Origin of the sequence: Streptococcus sp. Marseille-Q3604 (genome assembly GCF_916619785.1) — a bacterium.
Classification (GTDB): Bacteria; Bacillota; Bacilli; order Lactobacillales; family Streptococcaceae; genus Streptococcus.
In genome coordinates this window covers 579,689-603,319 of record NZ_CAKAKM010000001.1, presented here as the reverse complement: position 1 = coordinate 603,319, position 23,631 = coordinate 579,689, and the positions used below count along the sequence as shown (strand labels likewise).

The 23,631-nt window shown below is 39.4% G+C and carries 24 protein-coding genes and 1 riboswitch; of the genes, 20 read left to right on the top strand and 4 right to left on the bottom strand.

Features of this window, described 5'->3' with window-relative positions; translation table 11 throughout:
- The first annotated feature begins 62 nt into the window (after positions 1-62).
- On the top strand, positions 63-1,013 hold the full coding sequence (gene msrB / locus LG375_RS02725; RefSeq protein ID WP_225745234.1) for a peptide-methionine (R)-S-oxide reductase MsrB: 951 nt from the start codon (positions 63-65) through the stop codon (positions 1,011-1,013).
- Positions 1,014-1,880: 867 nt separating this feature from the next.
- Here the strand turns inward: msrB and LG375_RS02720 are convergent.
- The gene (locus LG375_RS02720) at positions 1,881-3,230 is read right to left on the bottom strand and encodes an MATE family efflux transporter (protein WP_225745233.1); all 1,350 of its coding nucleotides are present in this window, start codon (positions 3,228-3,230) and stop codon (positions 1,881-1,883) included.
- Positions 3,231-3,293: 63 nt separating this feature from the next.
- A complete protein-coding gene (locus tag LG375_RS02715) occupies positions 3,294-4,127 on the bottom strand; it encodes a helix-turn-helix domain-containing protein (RefSeq protein WP_084914392.1) in 834 nt (277 codons plus the stop codon).
- Positions 4,128-4,218: 91 nt separating this feature from the next.
- Here LG375_RS02715 and LG375_RS02710 point away from each other — a divergent pair, with 91 nt between their 5' ends.
- Complete coding sequence (locus LG375_RS02710) at positions 4,219-5,820, top strand: ABC transporter ATP-binding protein (protein WP_084871283.1); 1,602 nt, start codon at positions 4,219-4,221, stop codon at positions 5,818-5,820.
- Positions 5,821-5,941: 121 nt separating this feature from the next.
- Here LG375_RS02710 and LG375_RS02705 read toward each other — a convergent pair whose 3' ends face one another.
- Positions 5,942-7,210: a nucleobase:cation symporter-2 family protein gene (locus tag LG375_RS02705; protein ID WP_225745232.1), complete on the bottom strand. Its 1,269-nt coding sequence runs from the start codon at positions 7,208-7,210 to the stop codon at positions 5,942-5,944.
- Positions 7,210-7,791, bottom strand: coding sequence for a xanthine phosphoribosyltransferase (locus LG375_RS02700; RefSeq protein WP_225745231.1), 582 nt, complete (start codon positions 7,789-7,791; stop codon positions 7,210-7,212). The genes LG375_RS02705 and LG375_RS02700 overlap by 1 nt, the downstream gene beginning before the upstream one ends.
- 146 nt (positions 7,792-7,937) lie before the next feature.
- Positions 7,938-8,033, bottom strand: a riboswitch (purine riboswitch).
- 438 nt (positions 8,034-8,471) lie between these two features.
- Here LG375_RS02700 and LG375_RS02695 point away from each other — a divergent pair.
- From LG375_RS02695 to LG375_RS02610, 18 genes are all read left to right on the top strand, one after another.
- Positions 8,472-9,293, top strand: a complete 822-nt coding sequence (locus tag LG375_RS02695; RefSeq protein ID WP_225745230.1) for a hypothetical protein — start codon at positions 8,472-8,474, stop codon at positions 9,291-9,293.
- Positions 9,294-9,661: 368 nt separating this feature from the next.
- Entirely contained in the window at positions 9,662-10,342 is a 681-nt protein-coding gene (locus LG375_RS02690; protein WP_225745229.1) for a response regulator transcription factor, read from the top strand.
- Positions 10,332-11,306, top strand: a complete 975-nt coding sequence (locus tag LG375_RS02685; protein WP_410534219.1) for a sensor histidine kinase — start codon at positions 10,332-10,334, stop codon at positions 11,304-11,306. Before LG375_RS02690 ends, LG375_RS02685 begins: the two co-directional genes overlap by 11 nt.
- Positions 11,307-11,450: 144 nt before the next feature.
- Positions 11,451-12,209 (top strand): ABC transporter ATP-binding protein, encoded by a 759-nt coding sequence (locus LG375_RS02680; RefSeq protein ID WP_061652341.1) that lies wholly within the window; start codon positions 11,451-11,453, stop codon positions 12,207-12,209.
- 1 nt (position 12,210) lies between these two features.
- A complete protein-coding gene (locus LG375_RS02675; RefSeq protein WP_225745228.1) occupies positions 12,211-14,211 on the top strand; it encodes an ABC transporter permease in 2,001 nt (666 codons plus the stop codon).
- 84 nt (positions 14,212-14,295) lie between these two features.
- Positions 14,296-14,790, top strand: a complete 495-nt coding sequence (locus tag LG375_RS02670; RefSeq protein ID WP_002885314.1) for a YkgJ family cysteine cluster protein — start codon at positions 14,296-14,298, stop codon at positions 14,788-14,790.
- A 12-nt stretch (positions 14,791-14,802) separates the two neighbouring features.
- Positions 14,803-15,468, top strand: coding sequence for a hypothetical protein (locus tag LG375_RS02665; RefSeq protein WP_225745227.1), 666 nt, complete (start codon positions 14,803-14,805; stop codon positions 15,466-15,468).
- Positions 15,469-15,605: 137 nt separating this feature from the next.
- Entirely contained in the window at positions 15,606-16,283 is a 678-nt protein-coding gene (locus tag LG375_RS02660; protein ID WP_225745226.1) for a hypothetical protein, read from the top strand.
- Positions 16,284-16,349: 66 nt separating this feature from the next.
- Positions 16,350-17,231, top strand: coding sequence for an ABC transporter ATP-binding protein (locus tag LG375_RS02655; RefSeq protein ID WP_225745225.1), 882 nt, complete (start codon positions 16,350-16,352; stop codon positions 17,229-17,231).
- Complete coding sequence (locus tag LG375_RS02650; protein WP_225745224.1) at positions 17,228-17,965, top strand: ABC transporter permease; 738 nt, start codon at positions 17,228-17,230, stop codon at positions 17,963-17,965. The genes LG375_RS02655 and LG375_RS02650 overlap by 4 nt, the downstream gene beginning before the upstream one ends.
- A gap of 10 nt (positions 17,966-17,975) precedes the next feature.
- Positions 17,976-18,425, top strand: coding sequence for a cytidine deaminase family protein (locus LG375_RS02645; RefSeq protein WP_195401929.1), 450 nt, complete (start codon positions 17,976-17,978; stop codon positions 18,423-18,425).
- A 142-nt stretch (positions 18,426-18,567) separates the two neighbouring features.
- Complete coding sequence (locus LG375_RS02640; RefSeq protein ID WP_013990402.1) at positions 18,568-19,503, top strand: bile acid:sodium symporter family protein; 936 nt, start codon at positions 18,568-18,570, stop codon at positions 19,501-19,503.
- A 154-nt stretch (positions 19,504-19,657) separates the two neighbouring features.
- Positions 19,658-19,867, top strand: a complete 210-nt coding sequence (locus tag LG375_RS02635; protein ID WP_014632978.1) for a hypothetical protein — start codon at positions 19,658-19,660, stop codon at positions 19,865-19,867.
- 10 nt (positions 19,868-19,877) lie between these two features.
- Positions 19,878-20,057: a hypothetical protein gene (locus LG375_RS02630; RefSeq protein WP_225745223.1), complete on the top strand. Its 180-nt coding sequence runs from the start codon at positions 19,878-19,880 to the stop codon at positions 20,055-20,057.
- A complete protein-coding gene (locus LG375_RS02625) occupies positions 20,050-20,931 on the top strand; it encodes an ABC transporter ATP-binding protein (RefSeq protein ID WP_225745222.1) in 882 nt (293 codons plus the stop codon). Before LG375_RS02630 ends, LG375_RS02625 begins: the two co-directional genes overlap by 8 nt.
- Positions 20,928-21,665, top strand: a complete 738-nt coding sequence (locus LG375_RS02620; protein ID WP_225745221.1) for an ABC transporter permease — start codon at positions 20,928-20,930, stop codon at positions 21,663-21,665. The genes LG375_RS02625 and LG375_RS02620 overlap by 4 nt, the downstream gene beginning before the upstream one ends.
- Positions 21,658-22,740 (top strand): sensor histidine kinase, encoded by a 1,083-nt coding sequence (locus LG375_RS02615; RefSeq protein WP_225745220.1) that lies wholly within the window; start codon positions 21,658-21,660, stop codon positions 22,738-22,740. The genes LG375_RS02620 and LG375_RS02615 overlap by 8 nt, the downstream gene beginning before the upstream one ends.
- Positions 22,737-23,339, top strand: coding sequence for a response regulator transcription factor (locus tag LG375_RS02610; RefSeq protein ID WP_156685354.1), 603 nt, complete (start codon positions 22,737-22,739; stop codon positions 23,337-23,339). Before LG375_RS02615 ends, LG375_RS02610 begins: the two co-directional genes overlap by 4 nt.
- Positions 23,340-23,631: the final 292 nt, after the last annotated feature.

Below are 23,631 nucleotides of genomic sequence, written 5' to 3'. Positions count from 1 at the left end.
TTCTCAAAAGCGTTACACTTAAGGCGTGGAGATGAAAGTATCTATTGAAGGGAGTGTTAAAAATGTCAAATCTAAATAATCATATGATTTATCTTGCTGGTGGCTGTTTCTGGGGTGTTGAGGAGTATTTTTCACGTGTGCCTGGTGTGCTTGATGCGGTTTCGGGTTATGCCAATGGCCGTAGCGAGACGACTCGCTATGAGCTTATCGGTCAGACGGGTCACGCTGAAACGGTTCAGGTGACCTATGATGCTAGCAAGGTGTCCTTGCGTGAGATTTTGCTACATTACTTCCGTATCATCAATCCTCTGAGTAAAAACAAACAGGGCAATGATGTGGGAACTCAGTACCGTACGGGTGTCTACTACACGGATGCAAATGATTTATCGATTATCGAGCAAGTTTTCCAAGAAATGACTGAGCAATACGGTCAGTCTTTGGCGGTTGAATTGTTGCCCCTCCAACACTTTATTCCTGCTGAGGATTATCATCAAGATTATCTCAAGAAAAATCCTAATGGCTACTGTCATATCAATGTCAATCAGGCAGCTAGTCCTGTCATTGATGCTAGTGCTTATCACAAGCCAAATCAGCAGGAGCTTAAGGAAAGTTTGAGTCCAGAAGCCTACGCTGTGACTCAGGAGAATGGAACAGAACGGGCCTTTACGAGTCCGCTTTGGAATCAGTTTGAGCCTGGGATTTATGTTGATGTGGCGACTGGTGAGCCACTCTTTTCGTCCAAGGACAAGTTTGATTCGGCCTGTGGTTGGCCAAGTTTCTCTAGACCCATTAGTCCAGAGGTAGCCAACTACAAGGAAGACCATTCGCACAATATGGACCGCATTGAGGTTCGTAGTCGTGTGGGTGATTCTCATCTAGGTCATGTCTTCCCAGATGGGCCAAGAGATAAGGGTGGCTTACGCTACTGTATCAATGGGGTAGCAACGCGATTTGTTCCTAAAGCTGACATGGCAAAAGAGGGCTATGCTTACTTGCTTGATCAAGTGGACTGATTAGGTATTCTGAAGGAATAAATTACTTACTAAAAAGAGGTTGGTTCTAACCTCTTTTTTTCATCACAGAAGAAGCTGTAAATAAGATGAAAGCCTTTTAAAGCTAACATAGAATGTGACCTAACCATTCAGGATAAAAAAGTGACCTTTCATTACATTTTTTAACAATTTGGGCAAAATTGTTTTATGTTTCAAATAAAAAAATAGTACACTATAATAGTGAGAAATCTGACAAGTGTCAATGTGTCCTTCTCCTTAGCTTTTGCTGGTTTTGGCGTCTGTAAACATTATTGTACTTTGTGTAATAATGAGTCTTCCCAACCTCCCAATATGATTTTATATGTCTTAACTTACCTAAACATAGCTAGCAAAAGAGTATAAATTTCCATAAAGAAATATGACAGCACTTGTTAGATTTTGTGATAACATTCAGATAGTTCTAAGGACTATTATATTGTGCTAAACCTTTTTGACGGAGCTTATTATGGAATTGCTGAATAAACTACTCATATTAATAGCCATTTGTGTCTTGTGGTTCTTGTCTTTTCTTTTACTTCCTAAAACAGCGGAGAAAGTAGTTTATCTTTATCATTTCCTAGCTCTGTGTGGTTTAGTCATGATTTATTTTGCCCTAGTTGACCCAGCTGGTCTCTGTGATACTTTTTTCAATATTAAACATCTATGTTTTCATTAATGAATCTAGTTTGGCGATAGGTCAGGAAAATCTGAATAAAATTAATCACTCATAAAAAAAGCTTTGTGTACATTGACAACAGTTTATCTGTTTTCAATATGCAGGAGGCTTTTTCTTTATTATCAGGATGTGAGCAGAGAAAAAAGCAGTCTGACGAGACTGCTTCAAGTATATCAAAGTTGATTTTCGTAACGTTTGACGATTCTATTTAGGCGCCATTGATAACAAATACCACTGACGATAAGACTGGCAATCAGGCCAATCCAGTAACTATATGGGCCCAGTTCAGTGACTTTTTCAAGAAGGTAACCAACAGGGAAAGTCATGCCCCAGTAAGCCAAAACACCGAGATAGAAAGGGACCTTGGTGTCCTTATAGCCACGCAGAATTCCTTGAAGGGGAGCCGCAAAGACATCCGCCACTTGAAAGAAGAGGCTATAGGTCATGAAAATAGCCGTCATTCTCAAAAACTCAGGTTCATGTCCATAGAGTTCAGCCAAATCGTAGCGCAAGAAATAGAGGAAAATCAAGGTAAAACCAGCAAAACCTAAAGCAGTCAGACGACCTAGCTTGCTATAGCTCTTGACCGCATCCATGCGTTTAGCTCCAAATTCGTAAGAAATAATGATAGCCATAGCACTGGAAACACTGAGAGGAAAGGCATACATGAGGTTTGAGAAATTCATGGCTGCCTGATGACTAGCAATCACAAGGGATGGATACTTGGCCATAACTAGACCAACACCTGAGAAGATGGCGACCTCTGCAAAAACCGTTCCACCAATAGGGAGACCCAGTTTAAGTGCCTCAAGTAGAGAATTTTTATCAAGGGGTTGAACCTTTTCAATGTGGTAGGGTTTAACCTTCTTATGCTTTCTGATAACTGCGATGGAAATAAGGAGAAGGGCCCAGTAAGCCAATGAAGTTCCCAGACCTGCTCCGGCTCCCCCCAACTCTGGTAGACCAGCAATGCCATAGATAAGGAGAAAATTGAAGAAACCATTGAGAGGTAGAAGCAAAAGCATGAGGTACATGGACAGGCGCGTGAGGCCAAGCGCATCAAGGAAGGAACGAATCACGCTAAAGAGTAGAAGGGGAATAATCCCAAGACTCAAAAATCGTAGATAACCAAGGGCGACTTCTCTGACCAAAGGCTCCAGACCTAGATGATTCAAAACCAAGGGTGCCCCCAGAAAAACGAGGGCAAAGAGGATTAGTGATAGACCCAAAGCCATATAAAGAAATTGATAGAAATCAGGTGCCATTCGGTCCTTGCGACCTGCCCCTAGATGGTGTCCGATAATCGGAACCAAGGCAGAGACGATACCTGTTAAGAAGGTGAAAAAAGGACTCCATAAACTCGTTGCCATGGCTACCCCCGCCAAGTGTAGGGCATCGTATTGCCCAGTCATGGTAGTGTCCACAAAAGCTGCTGAAAAGTTGGCAAACTGATAGATCAGTATGGGCACAAAAATCTTGAAGAAAACAAGAAATCGCTCACGGAGAGAATGTGTTTCGTGCATTCTGTTTTCCTTTCTAAATTTTTCAAATTATATAATCATTGTACAACTGTTATCCAATAAAGTCTATAATCGACGGAAAGTTTGGGTCCACTCTCTCAAATTTTCGTCATCTCCCATAAAAGCCAAGCAGTGGAGAACTTCTTTATGTAATGAATTTCCAATGTTCTTATCGATAAATTTATAAAGGTAAGCGGCTTCTAGTTCTTTAAGGTAGAGTTTTTGTAACATGAAATAGTCTGGTAATTGAATAGTTTTTAGTTCGTTTATATAGTAGTCACTATCTTCTTGATTTCCGTAAAGAATGATTTGGAAAATACAACGACTGATAACATCTAAAGCGATTCGATCTAAATTATTTCTAGGATTTTTATTGAGTATTGATAGGAGTTCCTTAATGTAGATTTTTAGCGCATCTTCTGTGAAGATATCCTTTACCATATCCAGTAAATCAATATCGAGAAGTGTCCAAATATCAATTGAAAAGAAATAGTTTTGAAGTTCTGTAGCAATATCTTGGTTAACTGACTGGTTTTGAAGTTTTGAAACCTGACAGTCAATACAAAGACTAATCAGATAATCACTATAATTGGTTTCTCCTAAAATGCGAAACTTTTCTGCAACTTGCTCCAGTGCTTCAAAATTTAGGTTATTTGAAGCTTGATTGTATTGATTAGCAAGTTTTATGTAGGTTTCGTCCACAAGATATTCTTGTCCGAAAAATTCATTATATTCGACTTTTAGGTGTTTTAAAAGTTTGAAAAGAGTATCATTTGAGAGTGATGTTTTGTTATTTTCAAAGTCTGAAAGGCTCGCTACAGATCCAGCTACTTGAGCGAGTCTCTGGATAGTGAATTTTCTCTGTTTCCGAATCTGTTTAAATTTTTGACCTAGTTCCATATAATATTTCCTTATCGGATTTCCGAAATTTCAATAGTTGATACTATTAATAAACTAAAATAATAGTATCAAATGGAAGGAGGTAAAAGCAATGATTATTGAAAAAACTAAATCGGTTGCTGTGTCACTGCTTAGATTTATTAAGCTACTTCCTAAGAAGGAAATGGTACTTTATATCATTTTTGCGCTTCTTTATTCGTGTCAAGGCATTGTAATACCTATAATTATCCAGATGGCAGGTCATATAGATAGTAGTGATAGTCGGGATTTAATAGTTTTTACATTTTCGAGTATCTCTCTTTGGGTGGTTGTGTACGCTTTTATGTATATAGAGAATATTCTGCTTCGTTCTATTATTAGAGCGTTTAATGTAAGCCTATCAGAAAATATTTTAAAGAATCATGCTGCCTTTCCTAAAAACATATCCGATTCTGAGCTTTGCTCACTCTTGACACAAGATCTTGGAATTGTAGACCAGGAGTTCCTCCAATCTTTTCTTATCTCGCCAGTGTGGGGCGCCTCTGTCCTAGTATCTGTAATTTATCTGCTCAAACAAAATATTATTGTAGGTAGTCTTTTTACTGTAGGTGCCTTTCTGATGATTTTGCCTCAGTTTATATTTAAGAGAAAGTTAAAAGAGTCAGGAGAATTACTAAGTAGCTCAAAAGAGAAAAATTTAAGAGCTATTACAGACTTTGGTAAAGGGATTGAAACTATTATTTGCAACCAAGCAGAAAAAGAGAATGTAAAGCAAACTCTCATAACCCTTAGTGAGATGGAGACGACACAATTTAAGTATTATACACTTCATAATTTAGTTATGTTTTGGACAGGACCTCTGAAAGCTGTCGGCTTGATTGGACCATTTGTGATTGGTCTTGTCATGAAACAAAATTCAATTACTACACTTATTGCTATGATGTCTGCTTCAACATATCTTATTAACCCCTTACAACAGATTCTGGAGGCTATTGCAAGTATTCAATCAAGTCAAGTGATAAAAGATAAATTATTGACATTTGGAAGTGAGTCAGAAATTCCTTCAAAAGGGCTTCACATACATACTTTAGAAGAAATTCAGTTAAAAAACGTCACTAAATCTTATGATAATCAAGAGATTTTTCGAGATGTTACGGTTACCTTTTCATTGTCTCAGCATAATCTTATAGTTGGTGATAGTGGTATTGGAAAAACAACACTTTTTAGGTTAATATCAGGGCAAGATAAGGCATATAGTGGGAAAATCATTTTTAAAAGCATTGATGGAAGGGAGCTGACTCCAAATTTAGATAATATTGCAATTATTCATCAAAATCCCTATGTCTTTCATACAAGTGTGCGACATAATCTAACTCTTTATCAAGATTATTCTGACTCATTGCTCATTTCAACACTAAAAAAAGTTGGACTATGGGAGGCTTGTTGTCACCAATTAGACTATGAATTAACTGGAGATAACTTTTCAGGTGGTCAAATCATAAAACTTGAGATTGCACGTGCTATTTTGAGGGGCAAGCAGGTTTTACTTGCGGATGAGATGATGGCTTCTTTAGATGCAGCAAGTTCAAAAGAAATAAGTAATGTCCTGAAACAGTTGCCTAATAGCATTATTGAAATTGCCCATCATTACAATCTGGAAGATTATGATGCTGTCTATAGAATTGAAAATAAGTCAATCGTAAGAATTAAATAGCAAGAGCTACTTTCAGTAAAAGTTAGACAGATTAGTTGCTTAGTTTTTTCTTTTGCTTTACAACTTGAAGATTTTAATTTCAAAGAAAACACCTAAGTCAAGTGACTCAGGTGTTCTTGTGTTATTTTTCTTTTTTGTTATGGTTCAAAATGGCATTGAGGACGATGGCAAGCAAGCTTGCAACGACGATACCGTTTGAGAAGAACATTTGGAAAGCATTTGGTAGGCTGTTGAAGAGGTTGCTACCGTTAAGACCAACCCCTGCAGCGATTGATACCGCAGCAATCAAGAAGTTGTGTTCGTTGTTGGCGAAATCAACACGTGCCAAGATTTGCATTCCTTGGATAGAAACAAAACCGAACATGACAAGCATAGCGCCACCAAGGACTGGGCTTGGGATGATTTGCGCTAAGGCACCAAACTTAGGAAGGAGTCCGAGAAGAACAAGGAAGCCAGCTGCATAGTAGATTGGCAAGCGCGTCTTAATACCTGACAACTTCACAAGACCAACGTTTTGTGAAAAACCAGTGTATGGGAAGGTGTTGAAGAGTCCACCAAGGAGAACAGCCAAACCTTCAGCGCGGTAACCGTTACGAAGGCGAGTGCTATCGAGTGGTTCTTTGGTAATATCAGAGAGGGCCAAGTAAACTCCAGTTGATTCAACCATAGACACTGTAGCGATAATACACATCATGATGATTGATGACAACTCAAACTTAGGTACCCCGAAGTAGAATGGCGTTGGCACGTGGACAATAGGTGCCGCAGCTACTGGTGAGAAGTCAACCAAGCCCATGCTTGCTGCGATAGCAGTACCGACAATCAACCCAATCAAGATTGAGATGGATTTGATAAATCCTTTAGTGAAAATATTAACTACAAGGATGATAAGAACAGTAATAGCTGCAAGGAAGAGACTCTCTCCAGTTGGCTTATCAGCATTATTCCCCATATTTCTGATAGCCACAGGGATTAGGGTCAAACCAATAGTTGTGATGACTGATCCTGTAACGATAGAAGGGAAGAGATTGGCCACTTTTGAAAAGACGCCAGAAACGAGGATAACATAAATCCCTGAAACGATAAGGGCACCAAACATAGCACCGCTACCGTGTTTCTCACCAATCATAATAAGTGGTGCTACTGATTGGAAGGCAACCCCGAGAACCACTGGAAGACCGATACCGAAGTATTTATTAAGTTGAAGTTGGAGGAAGGTTGCTACACCACACATGAAAATGTCAGTTGAAATCAAGTAGGTTAATTCATGAGCTGAATACCCCAAGGCTCCAGCAATCATGATTGGCACCAGGATTGATCCCGAGTACATGGCAAGTAGGTGTTGGAGTCCTAGGACCGCCGCCTGCGAGTGTTTCTCTTTATTTTGCATTAGATGTCTGCCTCCTTAAATACGACCTGACCATTTTCAAAACGATCCAAACGAGCAAGTGAAACGACTGGATAGCCAGCTTCTTCCAGGAGGGCACGACCATCTTGGAAAGATTTCTCAATAACGATACCAACCGCTTCGACGTGTGCACCAGCTTCTTCGATAATTTGAATCAAGCCTTTGGCAGCTTGGCCGTTAGCTAGGAAGTCGTCAACGATGAGGACCTTATCTTTAGGAGTGAGGAATTTGCTTGCGATAGAGACAGTACTAGTCACCTGCTTAGTGAAGGAGTAGACCTCAGCAGTGAGGATCCCTTCATTCATGGTGATATTTTTAGCCTTCTTAGCAAAAATCATAGGGACATCCAAAGCTTCAGCAGCATAGAGGGCCGGAGCAATACCAGATGCCTCAATAGTCACTACCTTAGTGATGCCTGCATCTTTGAACTTGTCAGCAAAGACCTTTCCTATCTCACGCATGAGATCAAAGTCCACTTGGTGAGTAAGGAAAGAGTCAACTTTGAGGATGTTCTCCCCAAGGACATTCCCATCTTTGAGAATGCGGTCTTCCAGTAATTTCATATTACCTCCTATAAAAAATAAAACTAAAGTGTATTTTGATTTTCTCAGATTCCATTGAGACTCTGACAAAGATCAAACCATCGAATAATAGAAAAAGGCCTGCAAAGCAAGCCTTTAAAATCATAAAAAGACGGTAAAATCTTTTGATAACTTTATGACTTACTTATTGTTAGGTGTTACGGCACCTTGTAGAAACGTCACGCCGATTCGTGACATAAATAAGTAATGTTTTCATTATTCGATGAAGCTGTTGTTGGTTGATGATAAACCAACATCAACTCTATTATAATACTATATTTTCTTTGAAGACTCAAAGGATTTTCCCTATGAAAACGCACTATTTTAAAAGTTGGAAAATTTAATCTAACATTATTGTAAGATTTGTTGAGAATGGTCGTTTCTTGGGGTATTTATTGTTATTATGTACCCCTTTTTCATAGGTTTATTTATATAAGTGTTTTATTTCTATTGAATAATTCTATGAAAAGTTTTAAAATAGTAAAAAATTTAATCTTTTGTTGACTTCAATAAATAGAATATAAGAAGATAGTCTGCTGAATACCTCCGTAAAGGTAGTTTAACTTAATAATTTGCAATAAAAACTCAAATGCATTCGTTTATAAAGCGACAGTTATAGAGGAATATCATAATTTATAAAAATATATTAATAGGAAATCTGTATGAAGAAAATACTAGTAGGAGCAATATTCGTAACCTTATTCATAACCTTGGTATATTATACTTGGACATACTTCGTAGTGGGCTTTGTTGGGTATATCATTTTCTACTTAATAAAAAAGAGAAACAAAAACAAACAGTTCTATCCTACTTCACTATTACCATCTAAAAAGAATAGAGAAGTAGAATCAAGTTATACAGTTTCTGTCGATGATGATTCTCCTATATTTGACAGTCGTTATCAAAATATCATGTTACGTAGACCTCAATGGTCTGATTTTATTGAAGGAGATTATTACGATGCTTTTGATGATTCTTACCATACTCCAGAAGGTTATAAATTAAGAGAGCTTCTATTACTTGTATGGTGGGGTAAAACTCAAAAGGGTAGAATTTTAGATGTTCGAATTCCTAGATATTACTATGATAGATATCATTTAAACCCTAACGAAGTGACTAAAAGATTCTTTGCTGATGGTTTACTGGAATATAATGAGGAAACTAATTTAGTAAAACCAACACCGCTTGGTAAGGAAGTACAACAGAAGTATTCTAAACTCTGGGAAATACATTCTCTGAAAGAGTATTATGCGAATTTAGATAAAGAATTTGCTAACTGGGATCTTAATAATTTTTTACTTTCTAGACATAAGCAAAAACTTGAATTCTACAAAGCATCGGTGAAATTTAACGATGAAGTAGCCAGTTTCTTAAGAAAAAACTACCCTAAAGAAGAACACGATATCTTATATTATCAAGATTCTAAATACGCTGATGAAGCTAATATTGCCCGACTCACCGAGTTAATTGCTACATTTGAATAATTAAAAAACTTCTTGCAAAGGCACTTAGATAGACTATGTGCTTTTTTAGTTGTTCCCGTCTAGTTCCTTTATTATATCCGATACTTTTTCTAGGCTCAATGTTTCGTGTGGCTCAACTTGTTCACCATCTAAAATGTAGTCATGGATTTTACCGTTCTTTCAGACTATCTGGGCAGTATCAGCTTTAATAAAACCATTGTCCATAGACTCTTTGAATTCGTCATTAAGTTAGCATTTTTTACCTCTTTATATATTCTATTTGTAAAAAGTTGGAAAATTCAATCTAACATTATTGTAAGATTTGCTGAGAAAGGTCGTTTCTTGGGGTATTTATTGTTATAATAGTGGGAAATGAAAGAGGTTGAGTTATGCATAAGATTTTATTAGTGGAGGACGACGAGGTTATCCGTCAACAAGTCAAAAAAATGCTAGAACAGTGGGGTTACGAAGTTGTTCTTGTTGAAGATTTCATGGAAGTATTATCTATTTTTGTAAAAGTAGAGCCCCACTTGGTTCTTATGGACATTGGTTTACCTCTATTTAATGGTTATCATTGGTGTCAGGAAATTCGTAAGGTCTCCAAGGTGCCTATTATGTTCTTGTCTTCCAGAGATCAGGCCATGGATATCGTTATGGCAATCAATATGGGTGGGGACGATTTTGTGACTAAACCCTTTGACCAAAATGTTCTCTTGGCAAAAATTCAAGGGCTTTTGCGCCGATCTTATGAGTTTGGAAAGGATCAGAGTCTTTTGGAATATATGGGTGTGATTCTGAACCTTAAGGCCATGGATCTGGTTTATCAGGGAGAAGTTGTTTCTTTGACCAAGAACGAGTTTCAGATTTTACAAGTTCTCTTCGACCATGCTGGAAATATCGTTAGTCGGGAAGACCTCATGAAGGAGCTTTGGAACAGTGACTTCTTTATTGATGATAATACCCTGTCTGTCAATGTGGCACGTTTACGTAAGAAGCTAGAGGCAGTTGGTTTGAAGAACTTTATTGAAACCAAGAAAGGTGTCGGTTACGGGTTGCGTCATGATGGATAAGCGTCAATTTATCAAATATCAGATTAGGTCTCGTCTACCTTTCTATCTTTTGTTTATTTTTAATGGAATCATCTTGGTTTTGTTTGCCTTTTTATTTGAAGAGGCAGCAGACATTCTTCATTATGCCTTGACCATACTGACATTTGTGGCTGTCATCATAGTTATTTGGGACTTGGTTAGCTCTTATCAGTCTTATAACTTAGCCTATCTCTATGAGAAAATGACCCCATCAAGTCCTTTAGAGTTTTATCTAGCTCAGGCCTTGGAAAATGCTAAGGAGAGTCAAATGGTTCAGACTGAGGAGGAGCGCAAGCGCTATACAGATTTGATGGACTACTATACCCTTTGGGTGCATCAAATCAAGACGCCAATAGCAGCCAGTCAATTATTGTTAGGGGATGTTACAGATAGTAAAACGAGGGCTCTCTTGGAGCAAGAGGTCTTCAAGATTGATGCCTACACCAATCTGGTCTTGCAGTATTTACGTTTGGAAAACTTTCATGATGATTTGCAGTTGAGGCAGGTTGCATTAGCCCCCTTAGTTAAAGAAGTTGTTAAAAAGCATAGCATTTTCTTTATTCAAAAAGGATTAACTATTAATCTACATGACTTGGATGTTGAGGTCGTTACAGATGAAAAATGGCTCTTGGTTATCATAGAGCAGGTCTTGTCAAATAGTTTGAAGTACACAAAAAGTGGTGGCATTGACATTTACTTCAAAGATAATAGGCTTTATCTTAAAGATACAGGGATTGGTATCAAGGATAGTGATATTTTACGTGTCTTTGAGCGTGGTTTTTCAGGTTACAATGGCCGCTTAACTCAGCAGTCGTCTGGACTGGGTCTCTATCTTTCAAAGAAAATAGCTGATCAGCTTGGACATGATATTAGTATTAGCTCCCAAGTAGGTCAAGGAACCACAGTTTCCATTCATTTTCAAAAGCAGAAGTTGGCTATTGATTAATAACTTACAAAAGTGTAAGAAATAAGGCTAGAAATGAAAGCAAGGGTTATGGTTGAGACCTTGCTTTTTCTATAAAATGGTATCAGAAGTTAAGTAAGAGGTTCCTAGAATCTCTTCTAAATCTATTAAATAAAGGAGCTTATTATGACATTACTAGATGTTCAACATGTTAAAAAAATCTATAAAACACGTTTCAAAGGAAATCAGGTTGAAGCCCTTAAAGATATCCATTTTACGGTTGATAAAGGTGACTATGTTGCAATCATGGGTGAGTCCGGGTCAGGAAAATCAACCTTGCTTAATATCCTTGCCATGCTTGATAAACCAACAGCAGGGCGTGTCTATCTGAATGGTATGGACACAGCAACCATCAAAAACAAGGATGCTTCTAGCTTCCGTCGTGAAAGATTAGGGTTTGTTTTCCAAGATTTCAATCTTTTAGATACCCTATCAATTAAAGATAATATCCTGCTACCTTTGGTTCTTTCTCGTCGTCCACTTAAGCAAATGATGACACAAGTAGATGCAATCAGTCGTCAACTGGGAATTCATTCCTTACTGGAGAAGTATCCTTATGAAATTTCAGGTGGCCAAAAGCAAAGGGTTGCAGTTGCGCGTGCAATCATCACTCAACCAGAAATCCTCTTAGCAGATGAGCCAACAGGTGCTCTGGATTCCAAATCTTCAGCGGCACTCTTAGATGTCTTTGATGCCATCAATACCAGCGGTCAGACCATTCTCATGGTAACTCACTCGACGGCTGCCGCCAGTCGTGCGAAGCGTGTTTTGTTTATCAAGGATGGAATTCTTTATAATCAAATCTTCAAAGGAGATAAGTCTGAACATCAAATGTTCCAGGAAATTTCCGATACACTAACTGCAATGGCAAGTGAGGTGAACTAATATGTTTCGTCTAACCAATAGACTGGCTTTGTCCAATCTCATAAAAAATCGTAAGCTTTATTATCCTTTTGCTTTGGCAACTATTCTGGCTATTGCCATTACCTATATCTTTACATCTTTAACGCTTAATCCTCATCTGGATGACTTGACTGGGGCAGATGCTATCAAGATGGTTTTGGGGATGGGACTTGGAATTGTCGCCCTATCCTCTGGAATTATTGTTCTTTATGCCAATAGCTTTGTTATGAAAAATCGTTCAAGGGAGCTTGGTCTCTATAGTGTGCTAGGCTTAGAGAAGCGTCATCTCTTTAGTATGATTCTAAAAGAAACAGTGATTATGAGTTTTGTGACTTTGCTTCTAGGTATAGGTGTGGGGGCACTTTTCGATAAACTCATTTATGCTTTTCTTCAAAGGCTTATCGGTGAAAGTACTGGTTTGGTTTCGACCTTTCAAGTAATGACAATTCCTATTGTTCTTGTCATCTTTGTTTGTATTTTTAGTTTGTTGGTTTTGGTAAATGGTTTCCGATTGCTACGTCTTAATCCTTTACAATTAACTAAAGATGGCCTTAAGGGTGAAAAAAAGGGACGTTTTCTAGTTATTCAAACCCTTTTGGGACTTGGTGCTATGGGGTATGGTTACTATCTTGCTCTCTCTGTTCAGAATCCAGTAACGGCTATTATGAGTTTTTTCCTAGCTGTTCTACTGGTCATTCTAGGGACTTACCTTCTCTTTAATGCCGGGACAACAGTTGTTCTGCAACTCTTGAAAAAGAAGAAGAGCTACTATTACAAGCCCAATAATATGATTTCCATTTCCAACCTTGTCTTTCGGATGAAAAAAAATGCGGTTGGGCTGGCGACCATTGCCATTCTCTCAAGTATGGTTTTGGTGACACTTGTAGGTGCTGCAAGTATTTATGCTGGAAAAAAAGACTATCTGGCGAGTTCTGCTCCGCATGATTACTCAGTTACAGGGACGAATGTAGATTTAACAAGTACACGGAGAGCTATAGATGATTTCTTAGTACAGACGGGAAATCAGGTAAATAGAAAAGTGGAAGCAAGTTACCTCTACTTTGGTATCAAAGAACAAGAAAAAAACAAGCTAACCATCTTTTCTGAGAATGAAAGAAAAGTTCTACCAAAGTCAATTTTTCTTGTCTTCTCACAATCTACTTATAAACAATTAACAGGTAAAGACCTCAATCTGACTTCGAATCAAGTTGGCTTATTTACTAAAAATAAAACATTAAAAGATCAAAAGAGTTTGTCTGTCAACAGTCAAACCTACCAGATCCATGATAGCCTTAATGACTTTCTTAAAGGTAAAGTACCCAACCTCTTCACAATCATAGTTTCTGATTATAGCTACCTTGTTGTTCCTGATATGGATGATTTTCAAGAAAGTATCAAAGGAACAGCAACCACCCAAGCTACCTATGTTGGTGTTAATGTCAAAGACCCTTCACATGATGCCAAGAAAAATTCAGATTTGTTAGACAAAATCACGGATAAAGAAACACAACAGTTAGCTGGACAAACTACTGGCCTCCCTAAGTCTTACTTCACTGCAAATAGCCGATATGATGCAGAAGGCATGGTAAATGGCTTTGTTGGTGGAACCTTCTTTATCGGCATCTTCCTATCCATCATCTTCATGCTTGGCACAGTTCTCGTGATTTACTATAAACAGATTTCCGAGGGTTATGAGGATCGTGAGCGCTTTGTTATTCTTCAAAAGATTGGCTTGGACGACCTCCAAGTCAAGCAAACCATTGGAAAGCAAGTCCTTACTGTCTTCTTCCTCCCCTTGATTTTTGCCTTTATTCACTTGGCCTTTGCCTATCATATGATCAGTTTGATTGTGCGTATCATTGGAGTTCTTAATCCAAGTCTTATGTTAGTGGTTACTATCATTGTTTGTGGCGTATTCTTCCTAGCCTATATCTTGGTTTTCGTCCTAACGTCGCGTTCTTATCGTAGAATCGTATCAATGTAACTGACATAGAGTCTAGTTCAAGCTAGGCTCTATTTCTTTTATGCTATAATAGATGACAGAATTATAAATTATCGGAGAAAACACATGTCACAGACTATTGATGTCAAACGTTATGAGGAATTGGCACGTCAAAAGCAGGGGGAGCACCGAAAGTTTCTAGCACAACTCAAGAAGAAGGCTCCTAAAAATTTAGATAAGATTGTTCAGCAGGTACACAATGAAGTCTTTCAAGAAATTGATTGTACCCAGTGCGCTAATTGTTGTAAGACGCTTGGTCCCGACTTCACAGAGCAGGACATTACTCGCATTGCCAAGCATTTTCGAATGAAATTACCTGCCTTCGAGGAGATGTACCTGCAGGTAGATGAGGATGGCGACAAGGTCTTCAAGTCTATGCCTTGTCCCTTCTTAGGGCCTGATAATCTCTGTGATATTTATGATGTCCGTCCTAAGGCTTGTGCAGCCTTTCCTCACACGGATCGTAAGAAAATCTATCAGATCAATCATCTGACTATCAAAAATACGCTTTTCTGTCCAGCAGCCTACCTTTTTGTGGAAAAACTCAAGGATAGGATTTAGAAAGGAACTGTTATGAAACGATTTAATGCAGGTGTTTTCACCCTACTTATCATTGCTGCCTATTTTATCGCAACAGCTTTTATTCCAGATTTGTATTTGGCTTTTAATTATAAGTTGATTTTAGCCTTGCTTTTTGTGCTTTTGAGCTGGCAATCTAAGGGGAAATTTCTCTTTTTCTTGGGGATGGCTTTTCTATCGACCTATATCCATGACCTCTTTAGATTGGACTATTCAGAATGGACACTCTTTGTAGGAATTCTTATCTTGGGGATTGCAGTGGACCGTTTGAGCAAGCCAAGTTATAAGAAAAAGTTCTCTTACAAGGTGTCTAAAGAACATGAGCGAGAAATTTTTGCTAAGACTCTTTTTTCAGAGTCTGTGCAAGTGGTGACTTCTCAAAACCTCGAAACTGTCTATGCCAATGCTGATTTTGGGCGTTTGACCTTGGATTTGCGTCAGGCTCAGTTTATGACAGACCGACCTCAGATTGTGGTTCAGGCAAATTTTTCTCAGGTTATCATTCGAGTGCCCAAGGATTGGCAAGTGGATACCCACGGACTTCATACCAGCCTAGCAGGAGTGAAAGGCTACGATAGTCTAGGAGAGCGAGAGTTATCAAGCACTACAGTTTCTCTAACAGGATCTGTATCCTTTGGACAAGTAACTGTCAAACATTGAAAATGATGAAAGAGCGAAAGCTCTTTTTTTTCTTGCAAATCCTCCTCGTATAACATTGAATGCGTTTACAAATAGTGCTATACTGGTAGTGGAAATAATTAGAAAATTGCAATCATTTACTAGAAAGGAGTTTTCTTATGGAACGATTTAATCTTCGGTCCTTCTTGTTGCTTTTACTAGCAGCTTGTTTTATCGCTAGTGCCTTTATTCCAGATTTTTGGATCATGGTCAACTATAATCTGGTCTTCTTCGTGGCCTTCTTTTGTTTTGGTATCTTGAATAGACGACCTCTCCTTATTTTTCTTGGTTTGGCCTTCTTATCACCCTATGTTCATGACTTGTTAGACCTCGATTTTGCACAGTGGAATCTCTTTAGCGGTATCTTTCTGATAGGTTTGGCCTTAGAGTTTCTCTATGGCAATAGGCAAAAGAAGGGGCTCACTAAAGACTATAAGGTCAATAAGAACGACCAAGAAGGACCACATATTTCTGTTAAGACATATATGGCTGAGGATAGGTATCGTATCTATTCTCAAGAAGTCGAAACGATTGATATGAATCTAGCTTTTGGTGAGCTTTGGTTGGATTTGAGTCAGGCCAAGTTTGCGTCAAATCAGGTAGCTGTTCATCTTGATGCAAAGTTTGGTGAAGTTCATATCCGACTTCCTCACGACTGTGTCATGGATGCCACTGGAATTTCACATCCTCTGTCATCTGTGAAGGTGGATCGTTTTGAATCTGATTTCGAGCAAGTTGAAACAAGACTTCATCTAAGCGGAAGTCTCTTCTGTACCGAGTTGGAAGTGGAGTATTAAGGGAAGTCCAATGATGTCAGCGATATTGTCAAACATGGCTTCTATATAAAAGAAAGGAAAGCACTGATGGGTGAGACAGTTATTCAGGTTTCTTCTCTTGGAAAACGTATCAAGGGAAAGACCATTTTAGAGGAGATTAGTTTTGAGATAAACAAGGGCGATTGTGTGGCCTTGATTGGACCTAATGGGGCAGGTAAGACTGTCTTGATGTCCTGTATTCTTGGCGATAAAAAACCGAGCAGTGGTCAGGTCCTCATTGATGGTAAGGCAGGTAAGGCCAAAAATAAAATCGCAGTTCTCCTTCAGGAAAATACCATTCCAAATAGTTTGAAAGTGGAAGAGCTAATTGCCTTCTTCCAATCTATCTCTGATAATCCTTTGACCAATCAAGAGGTGCAAGACCTCTTACAATTCAAGGAAGACCAGTACCAGCAGTTTGCGGACAAACTCTCTGGTGGACAAAGACGTCTTCTAGCTTTTGTCCTTTGTTTGATTGATAAACCTAAAATCCTCTTTTTGGATGAGCCGACAGCGGGTATGGATACCTCCACTCGTCAGCGTTTCTGGGAGATTGTCAATAACTTGAAAAAAGCTGGGACAACTATCCTCTATTCCTCTCACTATATCGAAGAAGTGGAACACACGGCTGACCGTATCTTAGTCCTCCATCGAGGGAAACTCATCAGAGATACCACGCCATACGCTATGCGACACGAAGAGAAGGAGAAGCAGGTCACTCTTCCAAGTAGCTTTGTTAGCATTGTTCACGGACTATCAGACATCTATGAAATTACTGAAAAGAGGGATGTCATCAGCTTCATGACCAAAGATATCGAAAAGGTATGGCAAAGACTCGAAAAATCGGGCTGTGGAATTTCTGATATTGAAATTCAAAATAAAACACTCTTGGATAGCCTATTTGATTCAACAAGGGAGGACAAGGCATGAAAGCATTACTAAAAATTGAGTGGATTAAAACGTGGCGAAGTTGGCCAGTCTTTATCATGGGAATTGGCATGCCTGTTGGCTTTTTCCTCCTATTCTCAAGTATTGTCTCAACACCTAATCCCGAGGCTCAAAAAGATTTTTTGCTGTCTTATATGTTGACCATGACTGGCTTTTCTATGTCAAGCTTTGGTTTATTCACCTTCCCTTATATGTTGCAAGAGGATCAAACGGAGCACTGGTTGACCTATATCGAGCATTCTAAAATCAGTATCTCAGCATATTATCTTTCTAAAATCTTTCGTGTTTTGCTGAATTTTATGGTTGCTATCATTGTGACCTTTTGTGTGGGAGCTTTTGTTCGAGATGTTGAGTTGCCTTTGTCAGGTTGGCTAGGTTCAGGTGCTCTCTTACTCTTGTCAAGTCTGGTTTTTCTAGCTTTTGGTTTGCTTATCGCTCAGATTAAATCCCAACAGATTATGTCTGTGGTTGCAAATATCACCTACCTTGGCCTAGCTATCGTGGGTGGGTCATGGATGCCTATTTCCATGTTCCCTAAGTGGGTTCAGAGCATCTCTGAGTGGACACCTGTCTATCATGTCAATGAGTTGGTCGTTAATTTTGCAAAGGACGGGACATTTTCATGGAAATCACTCCTGTTTATTGTAGCTTATACTACAGTAGCAACAGGGCTTGCACTCTTTATCAAGTCTCAAAGGGAAAGTGATCGAGGTTAAAGGAGAAATAATGGATATCTGGCAGAAAATGTATGAAAAGGCTCAAGCCTTGTATCAGCCACAGGAAGTCTCAGACTTTGTCTATGCTAGACACGTTGTGGCTGCCGTTGAGGCTGGAGATGGGCAAATTTTCACGGGCTTTTGTATGGAAGGAACGTGTGGTGTTTTCCATCTATGTGCCGAAAGAGCTGCCCTTTTCAATATGTATCAAGAAACCGGTCAAACTAAGGTTAAGCGAATTATCGCCTTTCGTGACCAGCCACCTCATGGTGGACCGTCTGGCATGCCTTGTGGGGCCTGTCGAGAATTTCTAATGGAACTCCATCCTGACAATCGTAACTTGGAGTTTATGGTTGACTACGAAACACGTCAAACCATTACTTTGGGCAAATTATTGCCACTATGGTGGGGCGAAGAACGGGCTCAACAGTTTGAAGAGAAGTCGCAAGACAAGGCTTAACGTTTATAGAAATCACAAAATCCTCGCATCTTAAGTGTGAGGGTTTATTTTTTGAAATTAATTTCAGAAAATTCGAAATTTACCTTGAAATTCAAAATGAAAGTGCTATACTATTCTGTGAAAATAGAAAGAAGGTTTCATTATGGAGTCACTTGTATCTTTTAGTAAATGGCTCAGCAAATGGTTTACTGTAGCTGTTATCCTCTGGGCGGCCTTTAACTATGCCCTTCCCGCAACTAGTAGTTGGGTTATTCCCAATACGGCTTATCTACTTGGCTTGATTCTCTTTGGTATGGGGCTTACTTTGACCACTGAAGATTTTAAACGTATTGCTAAGCGTCCAATTCCAGTTGTCCTCGGGACTGTTGCCCACTATGTCATCATGCCTGGTTTGGCTTGGTTACTTTGTATGATTTTCCATCTTAAGGGTGCGACAGCAGCAGGGGTTATCCTTGTTGGGTCTTGTCCAAGTGGGACTTCATCTAGTGTCATGGCCTTCCTTTCAGGTGGGGATGTTGCCTTGGATGTCTCTATTGAAACCCTCTCAACTCTCTTGGCACCACTCATGATTCCAACCCTCTTGTCATTCTTGGCTGGTCAGTACGTGAGCGTCCCTGCCCAAAGCCTCTTCCTTAGTACCTTGCGTATCGTGGTTGTTCCTATCATTTTGGGTGTGCTTGTTCACTCAATCTTTGGTAAGAAAATCGATGCTATCATCAAGATTATGCCTTTGATTTCACAAGCTGCTATCCTCTTGATCGTTGGAGCAGTTGTTTCTGCCAACCATGCCAATATTTTCACAGCAGCGACAGCCCTTGTCATTCCAGTCGTTATGCTCCACAATCTTTGTGGTTATGCCCTTGGTTTTGGATTTTCAAAAATCCTTGGTTTGGAAGAGCCACAACAAAAAGCCATTACTTTCGAAGTGGGGATGCAAGACTCAAGTCTTGGAGCAACTCTTGCTATGAAATATTTCGTGCCACAAGCTGCTATCCCATCAACTATCTTCAGTATTTGGCACAATATCTCAGGTTCCATCCTCTCATCATGGTGGAAGAACCATTCAAAAAATAATTAATAAGATAATGAAAAGCTGACCTTGGGTCGGCTTTTTTTATGTCACATGACAAATGTCATATCATGTCATGACATCTGGTGCTAAAAAGAGAATGACCAAAAAGATATACTTTAGTCATAACTTAGAAATAATAAAAAACGAAAGAGGTTATCTCATGAAAATCAAAACATCTTACCTTATCTACGCTGTAATCGGAACTGTCTTTGCTGGACTTAGCATGTTTACTGACATCTTTGAAAAAGGGAACTTTGAAGCTATCTTCTCAAATTTGGGTATGATTATTGGCTTGTCTATCTCAGCCTACATTCTAATCACTATGGCTAAAAGTTTTATCGACCTTGTCATTAAAGAATTGAAAAACTAGGAGGCCCAGTATGAAATTATTGAAAATACTAAGCATCATGCTCCTAGCGGTAATTTGGACCATCCTCTTTGCCTATGTCCTACTTCATGGCAGCAGTGATATTCTCTACAGTGTTATGGGCGTCTCAGTTGCAGCCTGTTATGTTTTTCTAGCCTTCTACCAAAAGAAAGGAAGTCACAAACATGAGTGAAGCGGTCCTTCAAGTCACAAATCTTGTCAAAAAGATCAATGGTAAAACGATTTTAGATCATATTAGTTTTGAGGTGGGACAAGGTGACTGCCTTGCCTTGATTGGGCCCAACGGTGCCGGTAAGACGACCTTAATGTCCTGCATACTTGGTGATAAGAAAGCCAGTAGCGGTCAAGTCTTTATCAAGGGCAAAAAGGGGAAAGCACAAGATCAAATTGCAGTTCTCCTCCAAGAAAATACCATTCCCTCAAAATTAAAAGTTAAGGAACTGATTGTTTTTTTCCAAGATATTTCTGAAAATGGATTATCTAAGGAAGAGATTCAAGCACTCTTACAATTCAAAGACGACCAGTATCAGCAGTTTGCGGACAAACTTTCAGGGGGACAAAAACGTCTTCTTGCCTTTGTCCTCTGTCTCATTGGCAAGCCTGACATTCTCTTTTTAGATGAGCCGACAGCAGGGATGGATACGACGACACGCCAACGCTTTTGGGAAATCATCAATGACCTGAAAAAGTCAGGTGTAACCATCCTCTATTCGTCCCACTATATCGAAGAAGTGGAACACACAGCAGACCGCATTTTGGTTCTTCATCAGGGAAAACTCATCAGGGATACTACACCACATGCTATGCGTAGCGAGGAAAAGGAAAAGCAAGTCACCTTATCAAGTCTCTTTGCGCCAAGTCTTGACAAACTGGCAGCAATTTATGATGTGACTGAAAAACGTGATGTTGTCACCTTTATGACTAAAGATATTGAAAGTGTATGGAGTAGTTTACAAGCTCAAGGCTGTCGTATTTCTGACATTGAAATTCAAAACAAGACACTTTTAGATAGCCTATTTGATAGCACAAGGGAGGACAAGTCATGAAAGCACTACTTAAAATCGAATGGATAAAAACATGGCGCAGTTGGCCAGTCTTCATCATGTCCATCGGAATGCCTGTCGGATTCTTCCTCTTGTATTCAGGTATGGAAATGAGTCCTGACCCTGAATCACAAAAAGCCTTTATCTTGTCTTATATGTTGACCATGACTGGATTTTCTATGTCTAGCTTTGGTTTCTTTACCTTCCCCTACATGCTTAGAGAGGATCAAACCGATCACTGGTTAACCTACATCGAACATTCAAAAATCAGTATTCAATCCTATTACCTCTCTAAAATCTTCCGAGTTCTTATGAACTTTATGGTTGCTATCCTAGTGACTTTCTGTGTGGGTGCTTTTGTGCGTGATGTTGAGATGCCATTATCACATTGGCTCGGTTCAGGGGCTCTTTTACTCTTGTCAAGCCTAGTCTTCCTATCCTTTGGCTTGCTCCTTGCCCAAATTAAATCTCAACAAATCATGGCTATCGTCGGAAATATCGTCTTTCTAGGTCTTGCAATTATTGGTGGCTCTTGGATGCCAGTAACCATGTTTCCAAAATGGGTTCAGCACATTTCTGAGTGGACACCCATCTATCATATCAATCAGTTAGTAGTCAATTTTGCGAAAAAAGGGGAATTTTCATGGAAATCACTCATTTTTATCTTGGTCTATGCTACAATAGCTACAGGCTTAGCCCTTTTTATCAAATCGTACAGAGAAAGTGACCATGTTTAGAACATACCAGAAAAATGATTTTGCTTATTTTGTTAGTCTGATTTTCCTAGTCTTCCCGATCTTAGGAGTTTTTGGTGGGTATTTTCCAGTTTGGACCCTAGTTTTGACGGGCCTGTTTACCATCGCTTATCTCCTTATAGTGTATTTGAAAAAAGCTTATAGCAAGTGGATTCCATTTCTGTGGTTTTACACTCTAGCTTACATTATCTTTATGACCCTGACCTTCCAGGGGGGGATGATGTGGTTTATTTTTTTCAACGTCAATCTTCTCGTTTGGCGCTTTGAGGATAGCATATCATCTTATCGATTCTTATCCTTTCTAGCGACACTCTTGATTTTGACGTTATCATCCTTCCTATTGACAGACGATTTGGGTACCCACCTCATGTCTATGGCTATTCTCCTCTTTTCGTTGGGAATGTACTATTTTCAAAACCGTATACGTCAGGAGAGAAAGATGGAAGAAGCCAACCGTACCATCAATATCCTATCAGCTGAAAATGAACGTAATCGTATTGGTCGTGACTTGCACGATACCTTGGGACACACCTTTGCCATGATGAGTCTCAAAACCGAGTTGGCTCTGAAACAGATGGACAAGGAGCAGTATGACGCTGCTAGAAAAAATCTGGAAGAATTGAACCAGATTAGCCGTGACTCCATGTACGAGGTGCGTGAGATTGTCAATAAGCTCAAGTACCGAACGGTGGCAGAGGAGTTACTGGAACTCGAGCGACTCTTTGACCTATCTGATATCGTCCTGACCGTGGATAGTAGCCTTGACTTAGACAGCCTGTCACCCGTTAGCCAGTCGACCTTGTCCATGGTGCTTCGTGAACTGGCCAATAATGTCATCAAACATAGCCAGGCTGATAGCTGTCAGATTCGTCTTAGCCGTAATCGTGGTATCATTCTTGAGTTCGAGGATGATGGTTGTGGCTTCAAGGAAGTCACTGGGCAAGAGCTACACAGTATCAGGGAGCGTCTTAGTTTGGTAGATGGAGACTTGGAAATCCTGTCTCAATCGCATCCAACCATTATTCGTGTGCATTTGAAAGAGGGAGGAAAAGCATGAAATTATTAGTCGCCGAAGACCAGTCAATGTTGAGGGATGCCCTCTGCCAACTCCTCATGTTGGAGGACGATGTCGAAGAAGTCCTTGCGGCCAGTGATGGCCAAGAAGCCATTACTCTCTTAGAAAAAGAAGAAGTCGATGTGGCTATTTTAGACATTGAAATGCCAGTTAAAACAGGTCTTGATGTTCTTGAGTGGATCCGTGCCAATCAAAGTGAAACGAAGGTCGTTATAGTGACCACCTTCAAACGAAAAGGCTATTTCAAACGAGCCCTAGCAGCCCAGGTGGATGCTTATGTACTGAAAGAGCGTTCCATCAGTGACCTCATGGCGACCATCCATACCGTCCTAGCAGGTCAAAAGGAGTACTCGCCAGAGCTGGTTGAAGGTGTTGCCTTTGACAATAATCCACTCAGCCAACGTGAACAAGAAGTCTTGGCCATGGTTGCCCAAGGGTCAACCAACCAAGAAATCGCCGAAAGCCTCTTCCTCTCAAATGGAACCGTCCGAAATTACATGACAGCCATCCTGACTAAACTCGATGCAGGCAACCGAACAGAAGCCGTCCGCATTGCCAAAGAAAAAGATTGGTTGGGATGAGGAGAAGTTTATAAAAGAAATTTTATTAATTAAAGGTCACCATATGGTGGCTTTTTTGTGGCTTATAATCTATCTAAACATTCACAAGCAAGAATGAGAGAAGTTGAAATGAGCCTCTACAGGAATATGTAGAGGCTTTGATGAATTATTGAATTGTGTCATTTTGTTTAGTGAATTAGACGGGTGGTTTTGATTTTTTCAAGTATCAAAACTATTTTCTCTTTTGCTAAATAACACTTGGTTTCCTTTTTTAACTGCTTTATAATAGAGTAATACTGATACCTTCTGCTGT

Coding starts and splice junctions, on each gene's coding strand:
- msrB (WP_225745234.1), top strand. CDS start 63: ATGTCAAATCTAAATAATCATATGATTTATCTTGCTGGTGGCTGTTTC.
- LG375_RS02720 (WP_225745233.1), bottom strand. CDS start 3,230: ATGCACGAAACACATTCTCTCCGTGAGCGATTTCTTGTTTTCTTCAAG.
- LG375_RS02715 (WP_084914392.1), bottom strand. CDS start 4,127: ATGGAACTAGGTCAAAAATTTAAACAGATTCGGAAACAGAGAAAATTC.
- LG375_RS02710 (WP_084871283.1), top strand. CDS start 4,219: ATGATTATTGAAAAAACTAAATCGGTTGCTGTGTCACTGCTTAGATTT.
- LG375_RS02705 (WP_225745232.1), bottom strand. CDS start 7,210: ATGCAAAATAAAGAGAAACACTCGCAGGCGGCGGTCCTAGGACTCCAA.
- LG375_RS02700 (WP_225745231.1), bottom strand. CDS start 7,791: ATGAAATTACTGGAAGACCGCATTCTCAAAGATGGGAATGTCCTTGGG.
- LG375_RS02695 (WP_225745230.1), top strand. CDS start 8,472: ATGAAGAAAATACTAGTAGGAGCAATATTCGTAACCTTATTCATAACC.
- LG375_RS02690 (WP_225745229.1), top strand. CDS start 9,662: ATGCATAAGATTTTATTAGTGGAGGACGACGAGGTTATCCGTCAACAA.
- LG375_RS02685 (WP_410534219.1), top strand. CDS start 10,332: ATGATGGATAAGCGTCAATTTATCAAATATCAGATTAGGTCTCGTCTA.
- LG375_RS02680 (WP_061652341.1), top strand. CDS start 11,451: ATGACATTACTAGATGTTCAACATGTTAAAAAAATCTATAAAACACGT.
- LG375_RS02675 (WP_225745228.1), top strand. CDS start 12,211: ATGTTTCGTCTAACCAATAGACTGGCTTTGTCCAATCTCATAAAAAAT.
- LG375_RS02670 (WP_002885314.1), top strand. CDS start 14,296: ATGTCACAGACTATTGATGTCAAACGTTATGAGGAATTGGCACGTCAA.
- LG375_RS02665 (WP_225745227.1), top strand. CDS start 14,803: ATGAAACGATTTAATGCAGGTGTTTTCACCCTACTTATCATTGCTGCC.
- LG375_RS02660 (WP_225745226.1), top strand. CDS start 15,606: ATGGAACGATTTAATCTTCGGTCCTTCTTGTTGCTTTTACTAGCAGCT.
- LG375_RS02655 (WP_225745225.1), top strand. CDS start 16,350: ATGGGTGAGACAGTTATTCAGGTTTCTTCTCTTGGAAAACGTATCAAG.
- LG375_RS02650 (WP_225745224.1), top strand. CDS start 17,228: ATGAAAGCATTACTAAAAATTGAGTGGATTAAAACGTGGCGAAGTTGG.
- LG375_RS02645 (WP_195401929.1), top strand. CDS start 17,976: ATGGATATCTGGCAGAAAATGTATGAAAAGGCTCAAGCCTTGTATCAG.
- LG375_RS02640 (WP_013990402.1), top strand. CDS start 18,568: ATGGAGTCACTTGTATCTTTTAGTAAATGGCTCAGCAAATGGTTTACT.
- LG375_RS02635 (WP_014632978.1), top strand. CDS start 19,658: ATGAAAATCAAAACATCTTACCTTATCTACGCTGTAATCGGAACTGTC.
- LG375_RS02630 (WP_225745223.1), top strand. CDS start 19,878: ATGAAATTATTGAAAATACTAAGCATCATGCTCCTAGCGGTAATTTGG.
- LG375_RS02625 (WP_225745222.1), top strand. CDS start 20,050: ATGAGTGAAGCGGTCCTTCAAGTCACAAATCTTGTCAAAAAGATCAAT.
- LG375_RS02620 (WP_225745221.1), top strand. CDS start 20,928: ATGAAAGCACTACTTAAAATCGAATGGATAAAAACATGGCGCAGTTGG.
- LG375_RS02615 (WP_225745220.1), top strand. CDS start 21,658: ATGTTTAGAACATACCAGAAAAATGATTTTGCTTATTTTGTTAGTCTG.
- LG375_RS02610 (WP_156685354.1), top strand. CDS start 22,737: ATGAAATTATTAGTCGCCGAAGACCAGTCAATGTTGAGGGATGCCCTC.